Origin of the sequence: Streptomyces sp. NPDC059875 (assembly GCF_042731085.1) — a bacterium.
Classification (GTDB): domain Bacteria; phylum Actinomycetota; class Actinomycetes; order Streptomycetales; family Streptomycetaceae; genus Streptomyces.
On record NZ_JBHWJZ010000015.1, the window covers coordinates 1 to 19,125 of the forward strand.

Genomic DNA, 19,125 nt, shown 5'->3' on the forward strand with positions numbered 1-19,125 from the left:
TGGATCGCCTCGGTCAGCGGCACCGTCTGGAGCGGGTTGCGCGTCCCGTCGGGACGCTCGCGCAACTTCCCGGCGTCGATGTACTCCTGCACGGAAGCGACGTGGAGACGCAGCCCGTGCTTCTCGACCGTGCGGTCGCGGTAGTCGAGGACCTCGGGGAAGTTGTGCCCGGTGTCGACGTGCAGCAGCGTGAACGGCACCGGCGCCGGCGCGAACGCCTTGAGCGCCAGGTGCAGCATGACGATCGAGTCCTTGCCACCGGAGAAGAGGATCACCGGCCGCTCGAACTCGCCCGCCACCTCACGGAAGATGTGAACGGCCTCGGACTCCAGCGAGTCCAGGTGCGACAACGCGAACGGGTCCTCCGCCGGGACGACGGCGGCGTACGCGCGCGTGGCAGTGGTGACGGCGACGACGGTCACAGCAGATGCCTCTCGACGAGCAGCGCGTGGAGCGTCGCCGCGGACTCCTGCACGGTCTGGTTCTGGGACTCGATCCGCAGATCGGGAGTCACCGGCTCCTCGTACGGGTCGTCGACCCCGGTCAGACCGCTGATCTCGCCGGCGGCCTGCTTGGCGTACAGCCCCTTCACATCGCGTACGGAGCACACCTCCACCGGGGCGGCGACGTGCACCTCCAGGAACGGGACGCCGGCGGCGCGGTGGTGTGCGCGGACGGCCGCACGGCTGTCGGCGTACGGAGCGATGACCGGCACCAGGACCTTCACCCCGTTGCGTGCGAGGACCTCGGCGGCCATGCCGATCCGCCGTACGTGGGTGTCGCGGTCCTCGCGGCTGAAGCCGAGCCCTGGCGAGAGGAAGGCCCGGATCTCGTCGCCGTCGAGCACCTCGACCCGGTGACCCTCGCCGCGCAGCCGGCCGGCCAGCTCGTACGCGATCGTCGTCTTGCCGGCGCTCGGCAGACCCGTGAGCCAGATCGTGGCTCCACAGGTGCAGGTGCAGGTGGAGGTGGGACGGTGTGCCGTCACAACCATGGCTTCAGCTCCTCGGCGGCCCGCCTCACGGGCGGGCCGCTCACTCGTGGGTCACTCGGGTCACTCGGGTCGGTCGGGACACTCGTGGGGTCAGGGCAGCCGGAGGACGACTTTCCCGTTGACGGATCGGCCCTCCAGCTGTTTCAGCACCTCGGCCGGGTCGTCCCAGGAGGCCGTGACCGCGACCTGCGGATCGAGCCGGCCGGCCGCACAGAGCCTCAGCAGGGTGCTCAAGTCGGCCGCGGGGTCCTGGCGTTCGATCTCGTCGAAGAGGAACACGTTGTGCAGGGAGACTCCCGGCCGGGCCCGCCCCCAGTCGGGCGGCAGCACCAACTCGGAGCGGGTGGTGTTCCCGTACACGACGGCGACCCCGCCGCGGCGGAGGGTGACGAAGGCCCGGGTCAGCACGTCCCCGCCGACGCTGTCGAACAGCACGTCCGAACCGCCGCCCTCCGCCTGCTCATAGGTGGAGACGACCTCCGCGCCGAGTTCGGCAAGACCCTGCCCGCGATCGGGGGAGCCGGTCCACGCGACGACGCGCGCGCCGGCCGCGGCGGCCAGCTGCACCGCCATCCGGCCGACACCGCCGCCCGCACCCGTCACCAGGACGGTGCGGCCGAGGAGCGGGCCCGCCTTGCGCAGCCCGTACCAGGCGGTGAGCGCGGCCACGGGCAGCGCGGCGGCCTGTTCGTCGGTGACGGTGGCGGGGATCTCGGCCAGCCGGGACACCGGCAGAGCGACCCGTTCCGCCCAGCCGCCGCCGTCGGCGAGACCGACGACCCGGGTGCCGGGAGGCGGGCCGGAGCCGTCGGCGGCGGCCTCGACGACCGTGCCCGCGACGTCCCACCCCAGCCGGGTGCCGGCCGGTGAAACGGCGGCGAGCGCGAGCTCGCCGCGGTTGACGGAGACGGCCTGGACGCGGACGAGCGCCTCACCGGGCGCCGGTACCGGATCCCGGGTCTCCTCGTGCCGCAGGCCGAACGGGCCCTCGCCGGTGGTGATCAGCGCCTTCATCGGGGGGTCTCCTGACGGATGGGACGGCGTAGGCCGTGACGGACGGGCTGGGCCGCGCGGAAAGGACGGGCTACCACGACACGCCTCCGTTGACTTCGAGAACGTGTCCGTTGACATAGCTGCTGTCCCCGCCGGCGAGGAAGACCGCGGCACTGGCGACCTCGTCACCCGTGCCCATCCGTCCGGCGGCGAGCTTGCTCCGGTAGTGCGCCCACACCGCTTCGTTGGCGCGCAGTTCGCGGCCCATGCCGTCGTCGATGAAGCCGGGGGCGAGGCAGTTGACGGTGATGCCCTTGCCGGCCAGTTCCAGAGCACAGACCTTGGTGTACGCCTCCACCGCGGCCTTGGAGGCGCAATAGGCGGCTCCGCCCCTGACGGGCCGGGAGGCGAGCACGGACGAGAGGTTGATGATCCGGCCTGCGGGCGAGTCCTCCAGGTGGGGAACGGCCGCGCGGGTGCAGTTGACGACTCCGCCGAGGTTGGTGCCCATCACCTCGTCCCAGTCGGCGGGTTCGAGCGCTGCCGCCGGACCGGGCCTGCTGACCCCGGCGTTGGCCACCACGATGTCCAGACCGTTGAAGCGCTCACGGGCGGTCCGCATGAGGGCGTCCATCGCCTCGGGGTCGCGGACGTCGGCCGCCACGGCCGCGGCCCGGCCTGGGTGGGCCTCCACCCAGTCCTTGAGCTGATCGACGGTGCGGGAGGAGGCCACCACCCGGCAGCCCTGGGCCGTGAACGCCTCGGCAATGCGCCGCCCGAGGCCGCGGCCGGCGCCGGTGACGACGGCCACGCGACCGTCGAGGCGCGGTCCGGTGAGTTTCATGCGTCTCTCCTCAGAGCAGAGTCAGTGCTGGTCAGAGCTGGTCGAAGCCGGTGAGGGCCGGTCAGAGCTTGGTCGCGGCCCCGCCGTCGACCGGCAGGACCACGCCGGTCGCGAAGGCCCCTTCGGGGCGGGCCATGGTGACGATCCACCAGGCGATCTCCTCGGGCTGACCGATGCGGCCCATCGGCACACCGGCCTTCTGGGCCGCGCGCAGCCGGGCGATCTGCTCCTCGTCCAGTCCGGAGGCGCGGGCGATGCCGGTCTCCACGGGGCCGGGGGAGACCGAGACGACCCGGACTCCGTGCGGTGCCTGCTCGACGGCCCAGGTGCGGGTGAGGAAGTCCAGACCGGCCTTGGTCGCGCCGTACACCGAGCTGCCCGCCCAGCCGCGGACGGCCGCGGAGGCGCTGACGTTGACGACGACGCCGCCGGCGGCGCGCAGCTGGGGCAGCGCGGCCTGGGTGAGCAGCAGCGGGGCCAGCAGGTTGGTGGCGATCTGCTCCTCGGCGATCCGCCGGTCGATGTCCTCCAGCGGCTGCCTCTTGACCACGGCGGCGTTGTTGACGAGGACGTCGATGCCGCCGAGCGCGGTGACGGCGGTGCGGACGATCTCCTCGGGGGCGCCCGGCGCGGTGATGTCGAGCGCCAGGTGGCGGATCGCGGGCCGGTCGTGTGCGGCCTCCTTCAGCGCCGTCTCGTCCCTGCCGACGATCAGTACGTCATGGCCCTCGTCGGCGAAGGCGTGTGCGGCGGCTCGGCCGATGCCGGTGCCCCCACCGGTGATCACCACCGAGCGGCGGTCGTTTCCGGGCTGTCCCATCAGTGCACTCCTCCGAGCCTCGGGTCGAGTCCTCAAGCGGTCCTCCGGTCGCGAGAACACACCAAGAGACTACACGGAAACTCTGCACACACAACACTAAAGTCGTGAAGAGTCTCTACCGGGGCCCCAGCGTGCCGCGCTCTTGCGTCGAGATTCCGTCCAGGGAGGCTTGGCAGTCTCGGAAGTCACCACAAGACACCACACCGGCGGACGGAACGAGGAACGGTATGAGGTTCGGCATCCTGTACTTCCCGACGACAGGCCCCGGGGAGAAGAACCCGGCCGAGTACTACGACGAGGGGCTGCGCCTGGTCCAGCTCGCCGAGGAACTCGGCTACTTCCAGCTGAAGGTGGTGGAGCACCACTTCTTCGACTACGGCGGCTACAGCCCCTCCCCCACCACGTTCCTCGCCGCGGCGGCCGCGGTGACCACCCGTATCCGGCTCGGCACCGGCGCCGTGATCCCGGCCTTCGCGCACCCCATCAAGCTGGCGGGCCAGCTGGCCATGCTGGACAACATCTCCCACGGCCGGCTCGACGTCGGCTTCGGCCGCGGCTTCCTCCCCGACGAGTTCGCCGCGTTCGGCGTCCCCATGGACGAGAGCCGCGAGCGGTTCGAGGAGGGCGCCGAGGCCTGCGTACGCCTGTGGACGGAGGAGGACGTCGTCTTCGACGGCAGCTTCCACCGCTTCGGCCCGGTCACGCTGCTGCCCCGACCGGCCCAGCAGCCGCACCCGCCGGTGTTCTCCGCCGTGACCACCAGCGTCGACTCCTGCACCGCGGCCGGGCGCGCGGGCCGAGGTCTGCAGATCATCGCCGCGGTCTCCCCCACCGAGCGGGTGCAGGAGCTGATCTCCGCCTACCGCAAGGGCCGGGTGGACGCCGGCCTGGAGCCGGACACCGGCCGGATCGAGCTCAGTTACCCCTGCTACGTGGCTGAGGACGGCGACACCGCCCGCGCCACGGGACGCTTCGTGGAGGGCCGGTACGGCGAGAAGATCTCCGCGGCCACGCTGTCCTGGGCGGGCACCCGCAGCTCCGCCTATCCGGGGTACGAGAAGCTCGCCGACGCCGCGACCCGTGGCTCCGCCGACTTCGACGACCGGGTCGCGGCGGGCCGGGTGCTCGCCGGCAGCCCGGCCGAGATCGCCGCCCAGATCGAGCGGATCGCCGGCTGGTACGGCGAGGACGTCGACCTCACCCTCACCACCCACTCCGGGCACCTGCCCTACGAGGACTCGGCGCGCTCGCTCACCCTCTTCGCCGAGGAGGTCGCCCCCCGGCTGCCGTTCGCCCGGCTGATCGCGGAGGACCGATGACCGCGGCCCACACCGCCCCCACCGCCGCTGCGCAGGCGCGGCCCGCCGGGGCACCCCCCGCCGCCTCTCCACTGCGCTGGTGGGCGCTGGCGGCCCTGGCGGCCGCCCAGCTCACCGTCGTGATGGAGATGAACCTGGTGCCGGTGGCTCTGCCCTCGGTCCAGCGGGAGCTCGGACTGACCGGCGCGGAGCGGGCGTTGGTGATCTCCGTGTACACCCTGGCCTTCGGCCTGCTGTTCCTGCCCGCCGGTCGCCTCTCGGAACGCCTGGGCAGGCGCCGCGCGTTCGTCGTCGGCCTGGCCGGCTTCGGCGCCGCCTCCCTGCTGACCGGAACGGCGGACGGTCCCGGCGAGCTGCTCGTCCTGCGCGGACTGCAGGGCGCCTTCGGAGCCCTGGCGCTGGCCCCGGCCAGCATGGCACTGGTGGCCAAGACCTTCCCCGACCCGCGTGAACGGGGCACCGCCATCGGCGTGTTCACCGCAGTGGCGGGGGGCGGAGGCGGGCTCGGCGTCCTGTTCGGCGGCCTGCTGACCGAGCACGCGGGCTGGCGGTGGTGCATGTACGGGCTCGCACCGCTCGCCGCGTTCGCGGTCGCCGTGGCGCTGTACGCCATCCCCGCCGACACCCCGGCCGAGCATCGCACCACGGGTCCGCTGCTCCCCCTCCGGGTGCTGCGGGACCGCACCAGGGCCGGGGTCTTCCTGGCCGTGTTCACCGCCAACATCGGCACCTTCGGCGGTTTCACGGTGATCAGCTACACGCTGCAGGAAGGCTCGGGCTGGAGCCCCACCGGAGCGGGCCTGGCGATCCTGCCGCTGGCCGCGGTGGTCGTGGCGAACTCCGTGTTCGGCGCACCCCTTCTGCTGCGGACGCTCACCCCGAAGGCCCTGCTGTCCTCGGGAACCGCGCTCGTCGCGGCGGGCACCGCCTGGCTCGCCGTGGCCACACCCGGCACTTCGTACGCCGCGGGCGTGCTGCCCTCGGTCCTGCTGATGGGCTTCGGCATCACCTGGATCATGATCTCGGCGAACGGCACCCTCGCCCAGCGGACCGAGCCCCGGGACATGGCGACGGCGGGCGGGATGGTGAACATCACCACCCAGCTCGGCGGAGCCGTGGGCGTCCCCCTCATGCTGGCGCTCGACACCCGTACGGCGGCGGTGACAGCCGGTGCGCTGATCGCCGCGGCGTCGGTCCTGGTGGCGGTGCTCGTGGACGCTCCGCGCCTGCGCGGGGGCGCGCACTGACGACGGCGTGGTGGGTCCGAGGGAGAATCCCGCCGGACCCACCACAGTCTCCATCGAGAGTAGACTGACGATCTCTCGAGGAGGCGCAAAGTGAGCGAATACGTCATTGTTATCACTCCGACCGGCAGTGACGGGGAACCGGATCTCACCGGGCCTCAGACCACCGTGCGGGTCGACACCACGGACGGGCCGCGCATCGTCGAGCTCACCGTGCGTGCAGCGGGTGGTTCGGGACTGCACAATCGCGCGCTTCCCACGGTCGACTTCGACCTGCTGGTCCGTGCCATCAGCCCCGGTTCGACCGCCCTGAACGCGGAGTCCGCCCCTTCGGCCCCCGTCTCCCTCGCCCCTGTCGCCCCTGTCGCCCCTGCGACTCCCGACGAGGACCGTCCGCGGCCCTACCGGAAGATGCCCGAGACCGAGGTGGTCGTGGCGGCCTACGAGGAACTCGGCGGAAGCGTCGGAGCCGTCGCCAAGCGGTTCGGTGTGCCGCGGCACACCGCGCAGGCGTGGGTGAGCAGACTGCGCAAGCAGGGCCACATCGACTGAGAGGGCATTCCTCATGAGACTCGCCGACATCGCGCGGACGTCCCGGGACATCGGCGCCGCCTCCGCACGTACGGAGAAGATCGCCCTCCTGGCCGACCTGTTCCGGGCGACCGAGCCCGCGGATGCCCCGATCGTGATCACGTATCTGGCCGGGCGGCTGCCGCAACGCAGAATCGGCGTCGGCTGGAACACCCTCAAGGAACGACGGCAGCCCGCCGCCGAGCCGCGGCTCGGGGTGAGAGAGGTCGACGCGACACTCACCCGGATCGCCGCCGTGTCCGGCAAGGGCGCGCAGGGCGAGCGGAAGAGGCTCCTCGACGAGCTGATGGGCGCGGCCACCGAGGAGGAGCAGCTGTTCCTCTTCCGGCTGATCAGCGGCGAGTTGCGCCAGGGCGCCCTCGACGCCGTGGCCTTGGAGGGCCTCGCCGCGGCGGCCGGCGCGGCAGTCGCCGACGTCCGGCAGGCGGTCATGCTGAGCGGTTCGCCGGCCGCCGTCGCGGAGGTGCTGCTCTCCGAAGGCCCGGCCGCTCTCGCCGGGTTTCGTCTCATGGTGGGGCGTGCGGTTCTGCCGATGCTGGCCCATACGGCCAAGGACGTCGACGAGGCCCTCGACAGGACGGGGCCGTGCGCCCTGGAGGAGAAGCTCGACGGCATCCGCATCCAGGTGCACCGCGACGGTGACGTCGTGCACGTCTTCACCCGTACTCTCGCCGAGATCACCGACCGGACTCCGGAGGTGGTGGCGCTGGTCCGCGCGCTGCCGGTACGTCAGGTGGTACTGGACGGGGAACTGCTGGCCTTCGACGAGCGGGGCCGGCCACGGCCGTTCCAGGAGACGTCCGGACGGACCGGCTCCACGCTCGACGTGGCCGGCGCCCGGACGACGGTGCCGCTCTCACCGGTCTTCTTCGACGTGCTGTACGCCGACGGCGAGGACCTGCTCACCGCTCCGGCCGCCGAGCGACGCGCGCTGCTCGACCGGCTGGTCCCCGAAGCGCAGCGCGTGCGCCGGCTGGTGGTGGCGGACCCCGCTGATCCGGAGGGCCGCGCGGCCGCGACGGCCTTCGCCGCGGACGCGCTCGAACGGGGTCAGGAGGGTGTGGTCGTCAAGTCCCTGGACGCGGTCTACAGCGCGGGGCGCCGCGGCACCTCCTGGCTGAAGGTGAAGCCGGTGCACACCCTGGACCTGGTGGTCCTCGGCGCCGAATGGGGCCACGGCCGGCGCACCGGAACGCTGTCCAACCTGCATCTGGGCGCACGGGGGGCCGACGGCTCCTTCGCCATGCTGGGCAAGACGTTCAAGGGCCTGACCGACGCCCTGCTCACCTGGCAGACCGAGCGACTGCGGGAGCTGACCGCCACGGAGGAGCCCTGGGGCGTCACCGTACGCCCCGAACTCGTCGTCGAGATCGCCTTCGACGGAGTCCAGCGCTCCACCCGCTACCCCGCGGGCGTCACCCTCCGCTTCGCCCGCGTGGTGCGCTACCGCGAGGACAAGACCCCGGCGGACGCGGACACCGTGGCGGCGGTGACCGCAATGCTGCCCTGACCCGCCCGGCGCGGACGCCCGCGCTACCGGGGCCTGTGGTCGGCCACGGAACACCAAGCAGCGACACCCGGGCCCCGTCAGCGGGCGACCGGCTCCGGGCGGCGGACGGCGGGCGGAGTGGTACGCAGCCCCCGCGCGGCATGCTCCTCCGCCACCGCCCGGAGCACCAAGGCCCAGGCCTGGCCCAGTTGAGCGGAGAGCTCCGGGTACGGAGCGCCGCTCCACGCGGCCGCCTCGATCCCGGCGACCACCCCCGCGACGAGCGTCCGCGCGGCGTCCTCCGCCACGCCCTGGCGCAGTGCCCCCTCCTCCGCGGCCCGCAGGAGCAGCCGCCCCGCCGTGGCCACGCACACCAGGTGGTAGTTGAGCACCGGGCGTTCGCCGCCGGCCCGCTCGCGTCCGAGTCGGAAGCTGGCCCGCACGATCGGGTCCGCCGACGCCCATACGGCCAGGGCGTGGGTGGTGTCGATCAGCGACTGCAGAGCCGGCTGTCCGCTGCGGCCCAGCGCGAGGACCGTCTCCTCGAGGAGACGGCAACCGCTCTCCTGAACCGCGGTGGCCAGTTCCTGCTTGCTCGCGAAGTGGAAGTACAGCGCCCCCTTGGTCACTCCGGCGACCCGGCTGATGTCGCCCAGGCTGGCCTCGGCGTACCCGTACCGGTCGAAGAGTTCCGCGGCGGCCTCGACGAGCCGGGCACGGGTGCGCTCGGATCGCTCCTGCATACCCCTCACCCCACCTGCATGAGCCGGCGGTCGTCCGCTTCCGGCACGTCGAGGAGCTTCGGCGACGCGGTGAGCACCGCGTGCTGCAGCTCACGGAGCTGTTCCGAAGGCTCCAGGCCGAGCTCGCGGACCAGCGTGCCCCGCAGCCGCTGGTACACGTCGAGCGCCTCGGTGCGCCGGCTGGACCGGTACAGCGCGAGCATCAGATGCGCGTGCAGGTTCTCGTGGGTGCGATGCTGCTGCACCAGCACGCTGAGCTCCCCGATGAGTTCGCGGTGCCGCCCCTGCCGCAGGTCCAGTTCGATGCGGTGTTCCTGCACGCACAGGCGGGCCTCCTCCAGCCGCCTGGCCTCCAGCGCAAGGAGCGCTCCGGCCTGTACGTCCCCGAAGGCGGGCCCCCTCCACAGGCCGAGCGCCGCTCGCAGGGTCCGCGCCGCCGTATCGGTGTCGCGGTCGGCGAGGGCCTGGTAGGCCAGGCCGGACAAGCGCTCGAACTCCTTCACATCGCTGGTGCCTTCACCCCGGTCGAGCAGATACCCACCGGGCCGCGTCACCAGGATCCGCTTCGCGTCCTGAGCGGGCCTGCCGTCGGCCTCCAGGGCCGTGCCGACTGCTCCGCGCAACTGCATCACGTACGTCTGCAGCGTCGCCTGCGCGCTCCGCGGCGGCTCCGCCCCCCACAGCTCACCGATCAACGCCCCCACGGACACGACCTGGCCGGAGTGCACCGCCAGAGTGGCCAGCAGCTGTCGCGGTTTCGACGCGGACGGCGCCACCGGCACACCGCCCACACTCACGTCGAACATGCCGAGAACCTTCAGGTCCATCGCTTCTCCTCTCCACCCCATCGAGGCTTCCAAAAGGCGTTCTCCAGGGCCAGTGCAGGGCTCCTCAGGCAGGGATGAAGCACGCCCGGAACGACCATGAGAACTTCACATGAGGCTTGTGAGGCAGACACTGCCCACCGCCCCCGGGCCGGGGACAGACTCCTGGTCACCGCCGCAGGGTGCGGCCGGGCCATCCGAGGGGGATGCATGAACCTCACGCACGCAGTCGCCACCGCCGTTGTCGTCACCGCTCCCAACGTGTGCGAGGAGCTGGTCGTGGAGGAGCTGGTCTCGCAGACCGCCGAGCAGTTCCAGCCGGGTACCTGCATCTGCTGGGTCGACGTCTACGGCGACTGAGGCCCCGGGTCCACATCCCGGAGACGTACCGTCCCTGCGCGCCCGCCGGCCGTTCCGTGGCCGTGACCGAACGGCCCGGGCGCGCAGCACGCACACACACCGAAGCGAACGTTCCCGTCCACGCGTCAAGGGGAGACAGTGATGGATGAACAGCCCAGCAGATCGGGTCTCGCCTTCAAACCCCATCTCAAAGCGGAGGTCGTCCCCGGTGAAGGGGTGTATCTCGTATCGGAACGCGGTGTGACGGCATTACGGGGATCGGGTGTCACCGCGCTCGCGCCCTTGCTCGACGGAACCCGCAGCCTCGACCGGCTGGTGGCCGACGCGGAGCGGATGATCCCCGCCCAGCAGGCGGAGAAGGTCGTCTCCCAGCTGTTGACGGCCGGTCTGCTCGACGACCGGGACCCGTCGGCGACGGGACCCGCCGCCGACCTGGCGTTCTGGGAACTGGCCGGGATCGACGGTGTGACCGCCACCCGGCGCGCCTGCGGCACCCCGGTGGAGGTCGTCGGCGTCGGGGAGACGAGCCGCGCGAGCGTCGCCGAGCTGGCCGACGCGCTCCTGGCAGCCGGTATCCGGCTGCACCGTCCGGAGGACGCCGGCGCCGCCGGCTTCACCCTCGCCGTCTGCGACGACTACACCGACCCGGCGCTCGCCGAGATCGACGCCGCCCACCGGGAGTCCGGGGTCCCGTGGCTGCTCGTACGGTTCGTGGGCGAACAGCCCTGGATCGGGCCGGTGTTCCAGCCCGGTGAGGGACCCTGCTGGACCTGTGTCACGGACGTGCTGCGCCGCAACCGTCCGGCCGAGACCTACCTGGACCGGGCGCTGGGCCGGCGCGCCTTCACACCGCCCTCGTCACTGGCCGCGGGCCGGGCCGCCGGGCTGCATCTGGCGACGCTGGAGGCCGTCAAGTGGCTCGCCGGACACCGCCACCCCGGCCAGGACGCCATATGGCGGCTCGACACGCTCACCCTGACCGGCCGCCACCACCCCGTACGCCGCCGACCGCAGTGCCCGGCGTGCGGGGACCCCGGGGCCGTCGCCCGCCGGGTCGGCGCTCCGCTGACGCTGCGCAGCCGCAGCAAGGCGACGGTGGACTGCGGTGACCGGTGGCTGTCGCCGGAGGAGATGCTCCGCCGGTACGGGCACCTGGTGGATCCGCTGACCGGTGTCGTCAAGGAGGTGCGCCGCGACAGCCGCGGACCGGAGTTCCTCAACTGCTTCCATGCCGGGCACAATCCGGTGCACTCGCCGGACGGGCTGTCCTCCGTACGGGCAGGGCTGCGCAGCACCAGTTCCGGCAAGGGCACCACGCCACTCAACGCCCGAGTCAGCGCCCTGTGCGAGGCGGTCGAGCGGCACAGCGGCTTCTTCCAGGGCGACGAGCCGACGCTCCGCGCCTCCTACCGGGAGGTCGCCGACCGCGCCGTGCACCCGGACGAGGTGCAGCTCTTCCACCCGCGGCAGTTCGAGGACCGCGAGGCCTGGAACGCCTCCCACGGGCCGGCGCACCGGATCTGCGAGCCCTTCGACGAGACCGTACCGCTGGACTGGACGCCGGTGTGGTCACTGACCGGGCGCCGTCACCGTCTGCTGCCGACGTCGATGCTCTACTACAACGCTCCCCGCACACCAGGAAGCCGGTTCTGCTCGGCCAACTCCAACGGCGCCGCCGCGGGCAGCTGCGTCGAGGACGCCATCGTCCAGGGCTTCCTGGAGCTGGTCGAGCGGGACGCCGTCGGCCTGTGGTGGTACAACCGCACCCGGCAGGCGGCGGTCGACATGGAGGCGTTCGACGACCCGTGGATCCAGAAGGTACGGGAGGGACACGCGGCCGTGCACCGGGAGCTGTGGGCCCTGGACCTCACCAGCGACCTCGGCATTCCGGTCTTCGCGGCGGTCTCGCGGCGCACCGACAAGCCGGCGGAGGACATCACCCTGGGGTTCGGTGCGCACTTCGACCCCCGGCTCGCGCTGCGCCGGGCGCTGGCGGAGGTCAACCAGATGCTGCCGCCCGTGGCGGAGGTGCGGGCCGACGGCACCGGGTACTCCTGCGACGACCCCGTCGCGCTGGCCTGGTGGCAGGGCGCCACCGTGACGAACCAGCCCTACCTGCTTCCCGGTTCGGGGCTCCCGGCCACCGTCCCCGGCTCCTACGTACCCGTCCGCCGCGGGGATCTGCGGGAGGACGTGGCAGCGATCGAGGACCTCGTCGCCGCGCGCGGCATGGAGCTGCTGGTCCTCGACCAGACGCGCCCCGATGTCGCACTGCCCGTGGTGAAGGTGATCGTGCCGGGACTGCGGACGTTCTGGACGCGGTTCGGTCCGGGACGGCTCTACGACGTCCCGGTGCGGCTCGGCCGGCTGCCCGCCCCCACCCGCTACGAGGACCTCAACCCGGTCCCGCTGTTTCTTTGACACTGTCAGAAAGGTCCTGCGCCGTGCCCACGTTCTCTTTGCCCCTCATCGGACCGGAACCCGGTCTGGTCGACTTGTGGTCACTGCGTCAGGACACCCTGCTGGAACTGCCCGACGAGACCATCGGGGCCCCGTCGGCGGGGAGCTCCCCCGACGAGGCGGCGCTGCTGTCGACCCGCTGGGGCGAGACGCGGCTGCCGATCACGGACCCGGTGGTCCTCCTCGCGCTGGAGCGTCTGTCGTACGGTCCGGTGTCGCTGGACAACGTGGTGGCCGGCATCAGCGCACCGGACGGGCCGGGAAGCCCGGAGCGTGACGTACTGGCGTCCCTCCTGCGGTCGATGGAGAACGTCCTCGTGCGTTCGCTGGCCACGAAGGACGGCAAGACGCTGCTGTCGGTGGTCCCGATCTCCCGGTACGCCCGCTTCCGGCCGGCCGCCACGCCCGCCGACGCCGTTCTGCGGCTCTCCCGCTTCGCCGCGCTGCGCACCCACGAGGACGGTCTGTGCGCGGAGTCGCCGCTCTCCGGGCAGCGCGTGGTCCTGCACCAGCCCCGCTCGGCCTGGCTGGTGAGCTGCTTCGCCCGCCCCTCCACTCCGCGGGAGGCGGCGGGGCGGCTGCGCATGCCGGTGGACGACGTGCGCCGGGCCATGTCGTATCTGGAGGCGTCGGGCATGGTGGTCAGGGGGACTCCGCCCGCTACTGGTACGAAGGAGGCCGGCGCGAAGGAGCAGTACGCCTTCGCCGAGGATCACGATCCGGCGCTGCTTCCGTGGTCGCCGCACGATCTGATGCTGCACGCCCGCAGCCGGCAGGGCCGCCACGACGACCCGGTGGGCGCCACGGACGGCTTCACGGACGTGCTGGCAGCGGAACCCGTGGTCGCCCGAGCCCACCCCGGTCCGGTCCGGGTGCCCCTGCCCGTCCCCGAACTGGACCGTGTCCTCGACCGCGATCCCCCTTTCACCGTGGCCCTCGAGGCGCGCCGCTCGGTGCGCGACTACGGCGAACGTCCGCTGGATCTCGTCCAGGTGGGCGAGCTGCTGTACCGCTCCGCGCGCGTACGGTCCATGGGGGACTTCCGGCCCGACGACGGCGAGCCGGTCCTCACCAGCCGTCCGTACCCGAGCATGGGCGGCGCGTACGCGCTGGAGCTCTACCTCACGGTGAGCAAGTGCGCGGGGCTCGAGCGGGGCACCTACCACTACGACCCTGCCGAACACGCCCTGACCCGAGTGGACATGGCAGCGGACAGCCTGGACGAGCTGCTCGCCGAGGCGCGTTCGACGGCCGGTCTGACGGCCGAGCCGCACGTACTGATCACCATGACGGCACGGTTTCGCCGGATGACGTTGAAGTACAGCGGACTTGCGTACAGCGGGCTGCTCAAGGACGTGGGGGTGCTCCAGCAGACGCTGTACCTGGTGTGCACGGCGATGGGTCTGGGGCCGTGCGCCCTGGCGATCGGCGACAGCGACCTGTCCGCTCACGCGCTCGGCCTGGACTGGCGTACGGAGTCGGCCGTGGGCGAGTTCGTCCTGGGCACGCTGCCCTCCGCGCCGGGCGCCGACGGCCCGCTGCCGGCCGCCGTGGAGGTGCACGGACACGACTGGCATGTCCGTTGCACCGAGGAACTGCGGCGCACCCTCGCCCACACCGCCGAGTAACGGTCGACTGAGGAACGTATGCTTCCGGCCACTTGGGGCCCGGTGCTGCATATGCTGCGGATACCGGAGCAACTTCAGGTGAGGAGCCTTCATGCGTCGAACAGCGTCGGCCTCCCGTGACAATCCACTCGAAGAAGGGCTGGCCCCCCGGGCCGAAATGGCGCCACGGGTCGCCGTCGCCATCACGACCGTGGTCATCTGCGGCTTCTTCGCGGTCGCCGTCACGTATGTGCTCCAAGCCCGGTACACCACCTTCAGCCTGGTGTGCTGCTTCGCACTGCTGCTGCTCCTGCTGGGGCTGCAGCTGTGCCATTCCTTCCCCTCGTCCATGCCGCGTGCCGTGACCCGGCACAGCCGCTGGACTCTCGCCGCGCAAACACTGCTGACGTACGCGCCGTTCACCGTCTTCGGCGCCGCCTGGCTGGGCATGCCCGGTTTCCTCGCCGCGTCCTCGCTGCTCGTGCTGCGCACCGCACTGGGCTGGCTCGCCTTCGGCACCGTCGTGGTGACCACCGGACTGATCCAGTTCACGGTCGGCTTCGGCGTGGGGCAACTGGCGTACAACTGCGTCGCCACCAGCCTCACCGGCCTCGTCGTCTACGGGTTGAGCCGGCTTGCCGACCTGATCCGCGAGGTGCAGACCGCACGCGAGGAACTCGCCCGCCTGGCCATCACGCAGGAACGTTTGCGCTTCGCTCGCGACCTGCACGACCTGCTCGGGTACAGCCTCTCGACCATCACCCTGAAATGCGAACTCACCTACCGTCTCGTCCGGTTGGATCCGGAGCGCGCCGAGACCGAGATAACCGAGATCCTCCAGACGGCCCGCCAGGCGCTGGCCGATGTCCGCGCCGTGGCCAGCAGCTATCTGCACATGAGTCTGCGCCGTGAGGTCAGCTCCGCCGAGGCGCTGCTGCAGACGATCGGCATCCGGACCGAGGTACGCAGCGACGCCGAACTGTCCGCGGGGCAGGTCGACACCGTCATGGCGACGGTGCTCCGTGAGGGCATCACCAACGTGCTGCAGCACAGCAAGGCCCAGCACTGTGTGATCGAGACGGCCGCGGTCGGGGACCGCGTGCGGATCACCGTCGCCAACGACGGGGTGGGAGCGGAGCGCTCGACCCTTCACCCGGTCAACCCCGGGGGCGGCGGCAGCGGTCTGATGAACCTGATCACACGGGTGGAGGCACTGGGCGGCCAACTCACCGCGGGCGTACGGGAGGACGGCTGGTTCCAGCTCACCGCGGAGGTCCCCCGGCAGCCCGGCGACTGCGCGCCCCCGGGCGACGAACAGGACGCCGCCGCCCTCCCGGGCCCCTGACCTGCCGGTTCAGAGCCAGCCGAGGTCCCGGGCGATGCGGACCGCGTCCATACGGTTGCGCGCGTTGAGCTTGGTGACGCTGGTGGTCAGATAGTTCCGCACCGTTCCGGCGGACAGGAACAGCCGCCGCGCGATCTCCGGCACCTCCTCCCCCTCCGAGGCCAGCCGCAGCACCTCGGTCTCCCGCGCGCTCAGCGGATTGTCACCCGCCTGCAGCGTGGCGACGGCCAACTGGGGATCGATGACGTGCTGCCCGGCTGCCACGGCCCGGATGGCCGCGGCCAGTTGATCAGGATCGGCGTCCTTGAGCAGAAACCCCGACGCATGGGCCTGAAGGGCCCGCATCAGATTGCCCGGCCGCCCCAGACTCGTCAGGATCACGGTCCGGCACTCCGGCACCTGCTCGTACAACAGACCCGCGGCCCGGATCCCGTCCATCCCCGGCAGATCGATGTCGAGGACCGCCACATCGGGCCGCACCTCAAGCGCCACGGGCACCACCCGATCCCCGGCGTCCACCTCGGCCACCACTTCCAGATCCGCCTCCAGCTCCAACAGAGCCACCAGCGCCCTGCGCAACATGAGCATGTCCTCGGCAAGCAGGATTCTGACCATCGTCCCCCCATGACGCCGCATACGCGGGCGGTCCATTCGGTTTCGGCCGATCCTAGCCGCGAGAGGAAAACTTTCACTCAAGGTCGTGCAGCAGCCTGCCGAATACTGTCTCCGTGAGCACCGCGGCGCGAGGGGTGCCGCCCCGTTGGCCGGACGGGCTCCTACTCGCTGCCCGGGAGTCCGAGGAGGTGGTCGACGAAGGTCTTGTAGGAAGCGGGGTTCCTGGAGTCCGACGTGAGCGCGGCCTCCCTGCTCTTCAGATCGGAGGCGAGGTCGGTCTCCATCAGGAAGTCGCGCAGGTGCTGCCCGCCGATCCAGCGGCCGAGGTCCTTGGTGGCGGAGGCCTTGTCGCTGAAAGCCCCCATCCTGTCTTCCTGCTGCATGTTCTTCAGAGCTGCCGCCGCGGCCTTGAACTGGGGCTGGCCGGGGGGCTGAGTACCGCGCTTGTTGTCGTAGTCCCGGCTGACGGCGGCGATGCTGTCGATATCCGGCTGCTTGACCCCGGCACCGGCGTACAACGATTGCCGGAACGCCTTGCTCTGCTCCATGCCGATGCTCTCGTACATGATGGTCTTGCCGGCCGACAGCGCCTCGGAGGTGCTCTGGTTGCCGGTCGTCATCACGATCGGCTCGCTCGCCTTGATCAGCGTCAGCATGTCCTCGTGCGGTACCCGGTCGGTCGTGATCCAGTACATCGTCTTGCCGGCGCCGCCGGTGTTCTGGTCCGTGGTCGTCGGGGCATCGTTCTGGGAGGACACCTCCACCAGCCGGACCTTGCCCACCCCGAGCTCCGCGAGCTCGCTCTTCACGTTGTCGTCGAGCGTCGCCGGCATCTGGTTGGGCGAGGACTGGACGACGTGCACGTCGTTGCTGTTGCCGTTCTCGACCTCGGCCACGGTGAGCGCGAACCGCATCGCGCTCTTGTTGGAGTAGGCGAAGTACAGCCGGGACGTAGCGGCGGCGGCATATTCCTTCGCCGCCTGCTCCTGGTTCTCCGGGAAGAGCCCGGTCAGTAGCTTCTTGTCCTTCAGCGCCTGGAGGTTCTCCAGCCGGGCGGCCCGCTTGTTCGCCTCGCCCTCGATGCTGTCCTGGTGCTGCTTGTAGGCCCGCAGGCCGGCGTCGAAGGTGATGCCGACCTCGTCCGCACCGAGTCCGGTGGTGTAGCCCTTCCCGGCGGCGCCCGGCGGCAGTGACTCCTTCTTGGAGTACTCGGTCATCGCGGAGACCGCGCTGCCCCATTTACCCACGCTCTTCTGGAAGTTCTTGGTCGCGGCCAGCTGCGGGGCAACGATCGCGTGGGTGGGGGCCTTGCCGATGCCGAGTTCCGGCGCGAAGGGAGTGGCGCCGTCGAGCACCGTGAACGGGTGGCCGGAGTCCTCGAAGACGCCTGGCTGCTTCTTGTGCGCTGCCGCGGCGGTCAGCAGGGCGATGTCGTTCTGGTTCGCCTCGGTCCGCGGGAAGTTCTCGCGCAGCGCGTCGGCGGTCTTGACGCCGAGCATCAGGTCGCCCTTGCCCTGGGCCTCATGGGTGAAGACGGCGATGGGCGCCCGGCCGGTCCACTCCAGGCAGCTGTAGAGCTGATCGATGAGGTGCGGCACGACCTGGTTCCTGTTGAAGATATTCACAGATTTGGCCATCTGCTGGTACACCTCGTCGTTCAACTGGCTTGCGGCCCGTGGGTGCAGATACCTGCGGGGAGCGGCCCGCTCCTGCTCGAGTTCGTCCCGGGCCTGCGCTGAATTCGCCGCGAAGTCGTCCACCGAGACCTGCTCGGCCACCCCCTTCTTCCGCTCCTCGACCGGCGCTTGAGGCGCGGTGGTCCGAGCGCGCGGTGCCGGGGCCGGGGTCGAGGGGACCTGCTGCTGGGGGGTCGCGGAGGTCGACTGCTGCCTGGGCCCGGTGAGCCCGGCCGGCTTGGGCTTGGGCTTGGGCGGCGCCGGCCGCGAGGTGCGGGCCGAGGTGGTCGCCGCCGAGGTGGTGGGAGCCGGAACAACCTCCGAAGCCGATGTCTGCCCGGACTGCTGCGACGGCTGGAGACCCAGCCCTCGCGCGAGGTCGCGGAGGCTGTCGTAGGCCGTCGTGCCGAGACGTGCCGCGTTGACCTCACTCCACTTCGGCGCCAACCCCTGCGCCTTCAGCTCGTTCATCGCCTGGGAGGTTTCGTAACCGTCCAGGCGACCCGCGAAGACCCGCTGCACGGGGTGCGAGGACACGGAGTCCACACCGCCCGACGCCGGGGCCGCTTCGGCGTCCGAGAGGCCGCCCTGCGGGGCGGGGCTGCTCATGACCCGACGGGCGTTGGCCTCCGCCTCCCGCTCGAACCGGTCGGCAGGGTCCGACACCCGCAGGCCCGCACCGTTGTCGGCGCCGGCGACCGGCCCCTGCCGCTGCTGAATGACGTGCGTCAGCTCGTGCGCCAGGGTGAGCTTGTCGGCGCCGCCCTCGCCGACGACCACATGGCTGCCCGAGGTGTAGGCGCGGGCACCGACTTCGGCCGCGGAGGCCTTCGCGGCGCCGTCGGTGTGGATGCGGACGTCGGAGAAGTCCGACCCGAGGCGGGATTCCATGTCCGTACGGGTGGCGTCGTCCAGGGGCCGGCCGGGGGCGCGCAGGACGTCGTGGACGGCAGAGCGCTGCACGGCGGGCTGTGCGGTGCTCTCGTGGCCGCAATCGCCACTGTGCCGGTGCTCCTCGCGGGTCCGATCATTTCCGGCCCGGGCGAGCATCTGGACCACGGCCGCGTTACCCACCGTACTCTGCAGCGCGAGCAGACCCTGCGGCGCCGACCCGCCCCGTCGCTGCGCGGCGGACGACGCGCCTCTCACTGAGGCGGGGGCCTGGTCCGACTCCCTCTCGTCGCCCGATCTGTCGTGGCGT

Annotated in this window: 17 protein-coding genes; 8 read left to right on the forward strand and 9 right to left on the reverse strand. The window is 71.4% G+C overall.

Annotated elements, in window-relative coordinates:
- The 5 genes from ACFV9D_RS19530 to ACFV9D_RS19550 all read right to left on the reverse strand — a co-directional run.
- Positions 1-422 (reverse strand): phosphoadenosine phosphosulfate reductase family protein (locus tag ACFV9D_RS19530; protein ID WP_385147312.1); only part of this gene is annotated, 422 nt, incomplete at its 3' end.
- The gene (cysC, locus tag ACFV9D_RS19535; RefSeq protein ID WP_385147315.1) at positions 419-994 is read right to left on the reverse strand and encodes an adenylyl-sulfate kinase; all 576 of its coding nucleotides are present in this window, start codon (positions 992-994) and stop codon (positions 419-421) included. The genes ACFV9D_RS19530 and cysC, both read right to left, overlap by 4 nt.
- A 90-nt stretch (positions 995-1,084) precedes the next feature.
- Positions 1,085-2,008: a zinc-binding dehydrogenase gene (locus ACFV9D_RS19540; protein ID WP_385147318.1), complete on the reverse strand. Its 924-nt coding sequence runs from the start codon at positions 2,006-2,008 to the stop codon at positions 1,085-1,087.
- 70 nt (positions 2,009-2,078) lie between these two features.
- Positions 2,079-2,831, reverse strand: a complete 753-nt coding sequence (locus tag ACFV9D_RS19545; protein ID WP_385147321.1) for an SDR family NAD(P)-dependent oxidoreductase — start codon at positions 2,829-2,831, stop codon at positions 2,079-2,081.
- Positions 2,832-2,892: 61 nt separating this feature from the next.
- Positions 2,893-3,651, reverse strand: a complete 759-nt coding sequence (locus ACFV9D_RS19550) for an SDR family NAD(P)-dependent oxidoreductase (protein WP_385147324.1) — start codon at positions 3,649-3,651, stop codon at positions 2,893-2,895.
- 227 nt (positions 3,652-3,878) lie between these two features.
- Here ACFV9D_RS19550 and ACFV9D_RS19555 point away from each other — a divergent pair, with 227 nt between their 5' ends.
- The 4 genes from ACFV9D_RS19555 (at position 3,879) to ACFV9D_RS19570 (ending at position 8,315) form a co-directional block, all read left to right on the forward strand.
- Complete coding sequence (locus ACFV9D_RS19555; protein ID WP_385147327.1) at positions 3,879-4,970, forward strand: LLM class flavin-dependent oxidoreductase; 1,092 nt, start codon at positions 3,879-3,881, stop codon at positions 4,968-4,970.
- Positions 4,967-6,217 carry an MFS transporter gene (locus tag ACFV9D_RS19560; RefSeq protein ID WP_385147330.1) on the forward strand — a complete coding sequence of 417 codons (1,251 nt, stop codon included), beginning with the start codon at positions 4,967-4,969 and terminating at the stop codon, positions 6,215-6,217. Before ACFV9D_RS19555 ends, ACFV9D_RS19560 begins: the two co-directional genes overlap by 4 nt.
- A 90-nt stretch (positions 6,218-6,307) precedes the next feature.
- A complete protein-coding gene (locus ACFV9D_RS19565) occupies positions 6,308-6,766 on the forward strand; it encodes a helix-turn-helix domain-containing protein (RefSeq protein WP_385147333.1) in 459 nt (152 codons plus the stop codon).
- Between the two features lie 13 nt (positions 6,767-6,779).
- Entirely contained in the window at positions 6,780-8,315 is a 1,536-nt protein-coding gene (locus tag ACFV9D_RS19570; RefSeq protein WP_385147336.1) for an ATP-dependent DNA ligase, read from the forward strand.
- Between the two features lie 77 nt (positions 8,316-8,392).
- Here the strand turns inward: ACFV9D_RS19570 and ACFV9D_RS19575 are convergent, their stop codons facing one another.
- Entirely contained in the window at positions 8,393-9,037 is a 645-nt protein-coding gene (locus tag ACFV9D_RS19575; protein ID WP_385147339.1) for a ScbR family autoregulator-binding transcription factor, read from the reverse strand.
- Positions 9,038-9,042: 5 nt separating this feature from the next.
- Complete coding sequence (locus ACFV9D_RS19580) at positions 9,043-9,864, reverse strand: BTAD domain-containing putative transcriptional regulator (RefSeq protein WP_385147342.1); 822 nt, start codon at positions 9,862-9,864, stop codon at positions 9,043-9,045.
- 207 nt (positions 9,865-10,071) lie between these two features.
- On the opposite strand from ACFV9D_RS19580, the gene ACFV9D_RS19585 reads away from it, so the two are divergent.
- The 4 genes from ACFV9D_RS19585 (at position 10,072) to ACFV9D_RS19600 (ending at position 15,633) form a co-directional block, all read left to right on the forward strand.
- Positions 10,072-10,221, forward strand: a complete 150-nt coding sequence (locus ACFV9D_RS19585) for a hypothetical protein (protein ID WP_385147345.1) — start codon at positions 10,072-10,074, stop codon at positions 10,219-10,221.
- A 141-nt stretch (positions 10,222-10,362) separates the two neighbouring features.
- Entirely contained in the window at positions 10,363-12,642 is a 2,280-nt protein-coding gene (locus ACFV9D_RS19590) for a TOMM precursor leader peptide-binding protein (protein WP_385147348.1), read from the forward strand.
- A gap of 23 nt (positions 12,643-12,665) precedes the next feature.
- Complete coding sequence (locus ACFV9D_RS19595) at positions 12,666-14,309, forward strand: SagB family peptide dehydrogenase (RefSeq protein ID WP_385147351.1); 1,644 nt, start codon at positions 12,666-12,668, stop codon at positions 14,307-14,309.
- 91 nt (positions 14,310-14,400) lie between these two features.
- Complete coding sequence (locus ACFV9D_RS19600; RefSeq protein ID WP_385147354.1) at positions 14,401-15,633, forward strand: sensor histidine kinase; 1,233 nt, start codon at positions 14,401-14,403, stop codon at positions 15,631-15,633.
- Between the two features lie 9 nt (positions 15,634-15,642).
- On the opposite strand, the gene ACFV9D_RS19605 is transcribed toward ACFV9D_RS19600, so the two are convergent.
- Together ACFV9D_RS19605 and ACFV9D_RS19610 are read right to left on the reverse strand one after the other, a co-directional pair.
- A complete protein-coding gene (locus ACFV9D_RS19605) occupies positions 15,643-16,248 on the reverse strand; it encodes a DNA-binding response regulator (protein WP_385147357.1) in 606 nt (201 codons plus the stop codon).
- 161 nt (positions 16,249-16,409) lie between these two features.
- Positions 16,410-18,974, reverse strand: coding sequence for a DUF4157 domain-containing protein (locus ACFV9D_RS19610; RefSeq protein WP_385147725.1), 2,565 nt, complete (start codon positions 18,972-18,974; stop codon positions 16,410-16,412).
- Positions 18,975-19,125: the final 151 nt, after the last annotated feature.

Coding starts and splice junctions, on each gene's coding strand:
- cysC (WP_385147315.1), bottom strand. CDS start 994: ATGGTTGTGACGGCACACCGTCCCACCTCCACCTGCACCTGCACCTGT.
- ACFV9D_RS19540 (WP_385147318.1), bottom strand. CDS start 2,008: ATGAAGGCGCTGATCACCACCGGCGAGGGCCCGTTCGGCCTGCGGCAC.
- ACFV9D_RS19545 (WP_385147321.1), bottom strand. CDS start 2,831: ATGAAACTCACCGGACCGCGCCTCGACGGTCGCGTGGCCGTCGTCACC.
- ACFV9D_RS19550 (WP_385147324.1), bottom strand. CDS start 3,651: ATGGGACAGCCCGGAAACGACCGCCGCTCGGTGGTGATCACCGGTGGG.
- ACFV9D_RS19555 (WP_385147327.1), top strand. CDS start 3,879: ATGAGGTTCGGCATCCTGTACTTCCCGACGACAGGCCCCGGGGAGAAG.
- ACFV9D_RS19560 (WP_385147330.1), top strand. CDS start 4,967: ATGACCGCGGCCCACACCGCCCCCACCGCCGCTGCGCAGGCGCGGCCC.
- ACFV9D_RS19570 (WP_385147336.1), top strand. CDS start 6,780: ATGAGACTCGCCGACATCGCGCGGACGTCCCGGGACATCGGCGCCGCC.
- ACFV9D_RS19575 (WP_385147339.1), bottom strand. CDS start 9,037: ATGCAGGAGCGATCCGAGCGCACCCGTGCCCGGCTCGTCGAGGCCGCC.
- ACFV9D_RS19580 (WP_385147342.1), bottom strand. CDS start 9,864: ATGGACCTGAAGGTTCTCGGCATGTTCGACGTGAGTGTGGGCGGTGTG.
- ACFV9D_RS19585 (WP_385147345.1), top strand. CDS start 10,072: ATGAACCTCACGCACGCAGTCGCCACCGCCGTTGTCGTCACCGCTCCC.
- ACFV9D_RS19590 (WP_385147348.1), top strand. CDS start 10,363: ATGGATGAACAGCCCAGCAGATCGGGTCTCGCCTTCAAACCCCATCTC.
- ACFV9D_RS19600 (WP_385147354.1), top strand. CDS start 14,401: ATGCGTCGAACAGCGTCGGCCTCCCGTGACAATCCACTCGAAGAAGGG.
- ACFV9D_RS19605 (WP_385147357.1), bottom strand. CDS start 16,248: ATGGTCAGAATCCTGCTTGCCGAGGACATGCTCATGTTGCGCAGGGCG.
- ACFV9D_RS19610 (WP_385147725.1), bottom strand. CDS start 18,974: ATGCTCGCCCGGGCCGGAAATGATCGGACCCGCGAGGAGCACCGGCAC.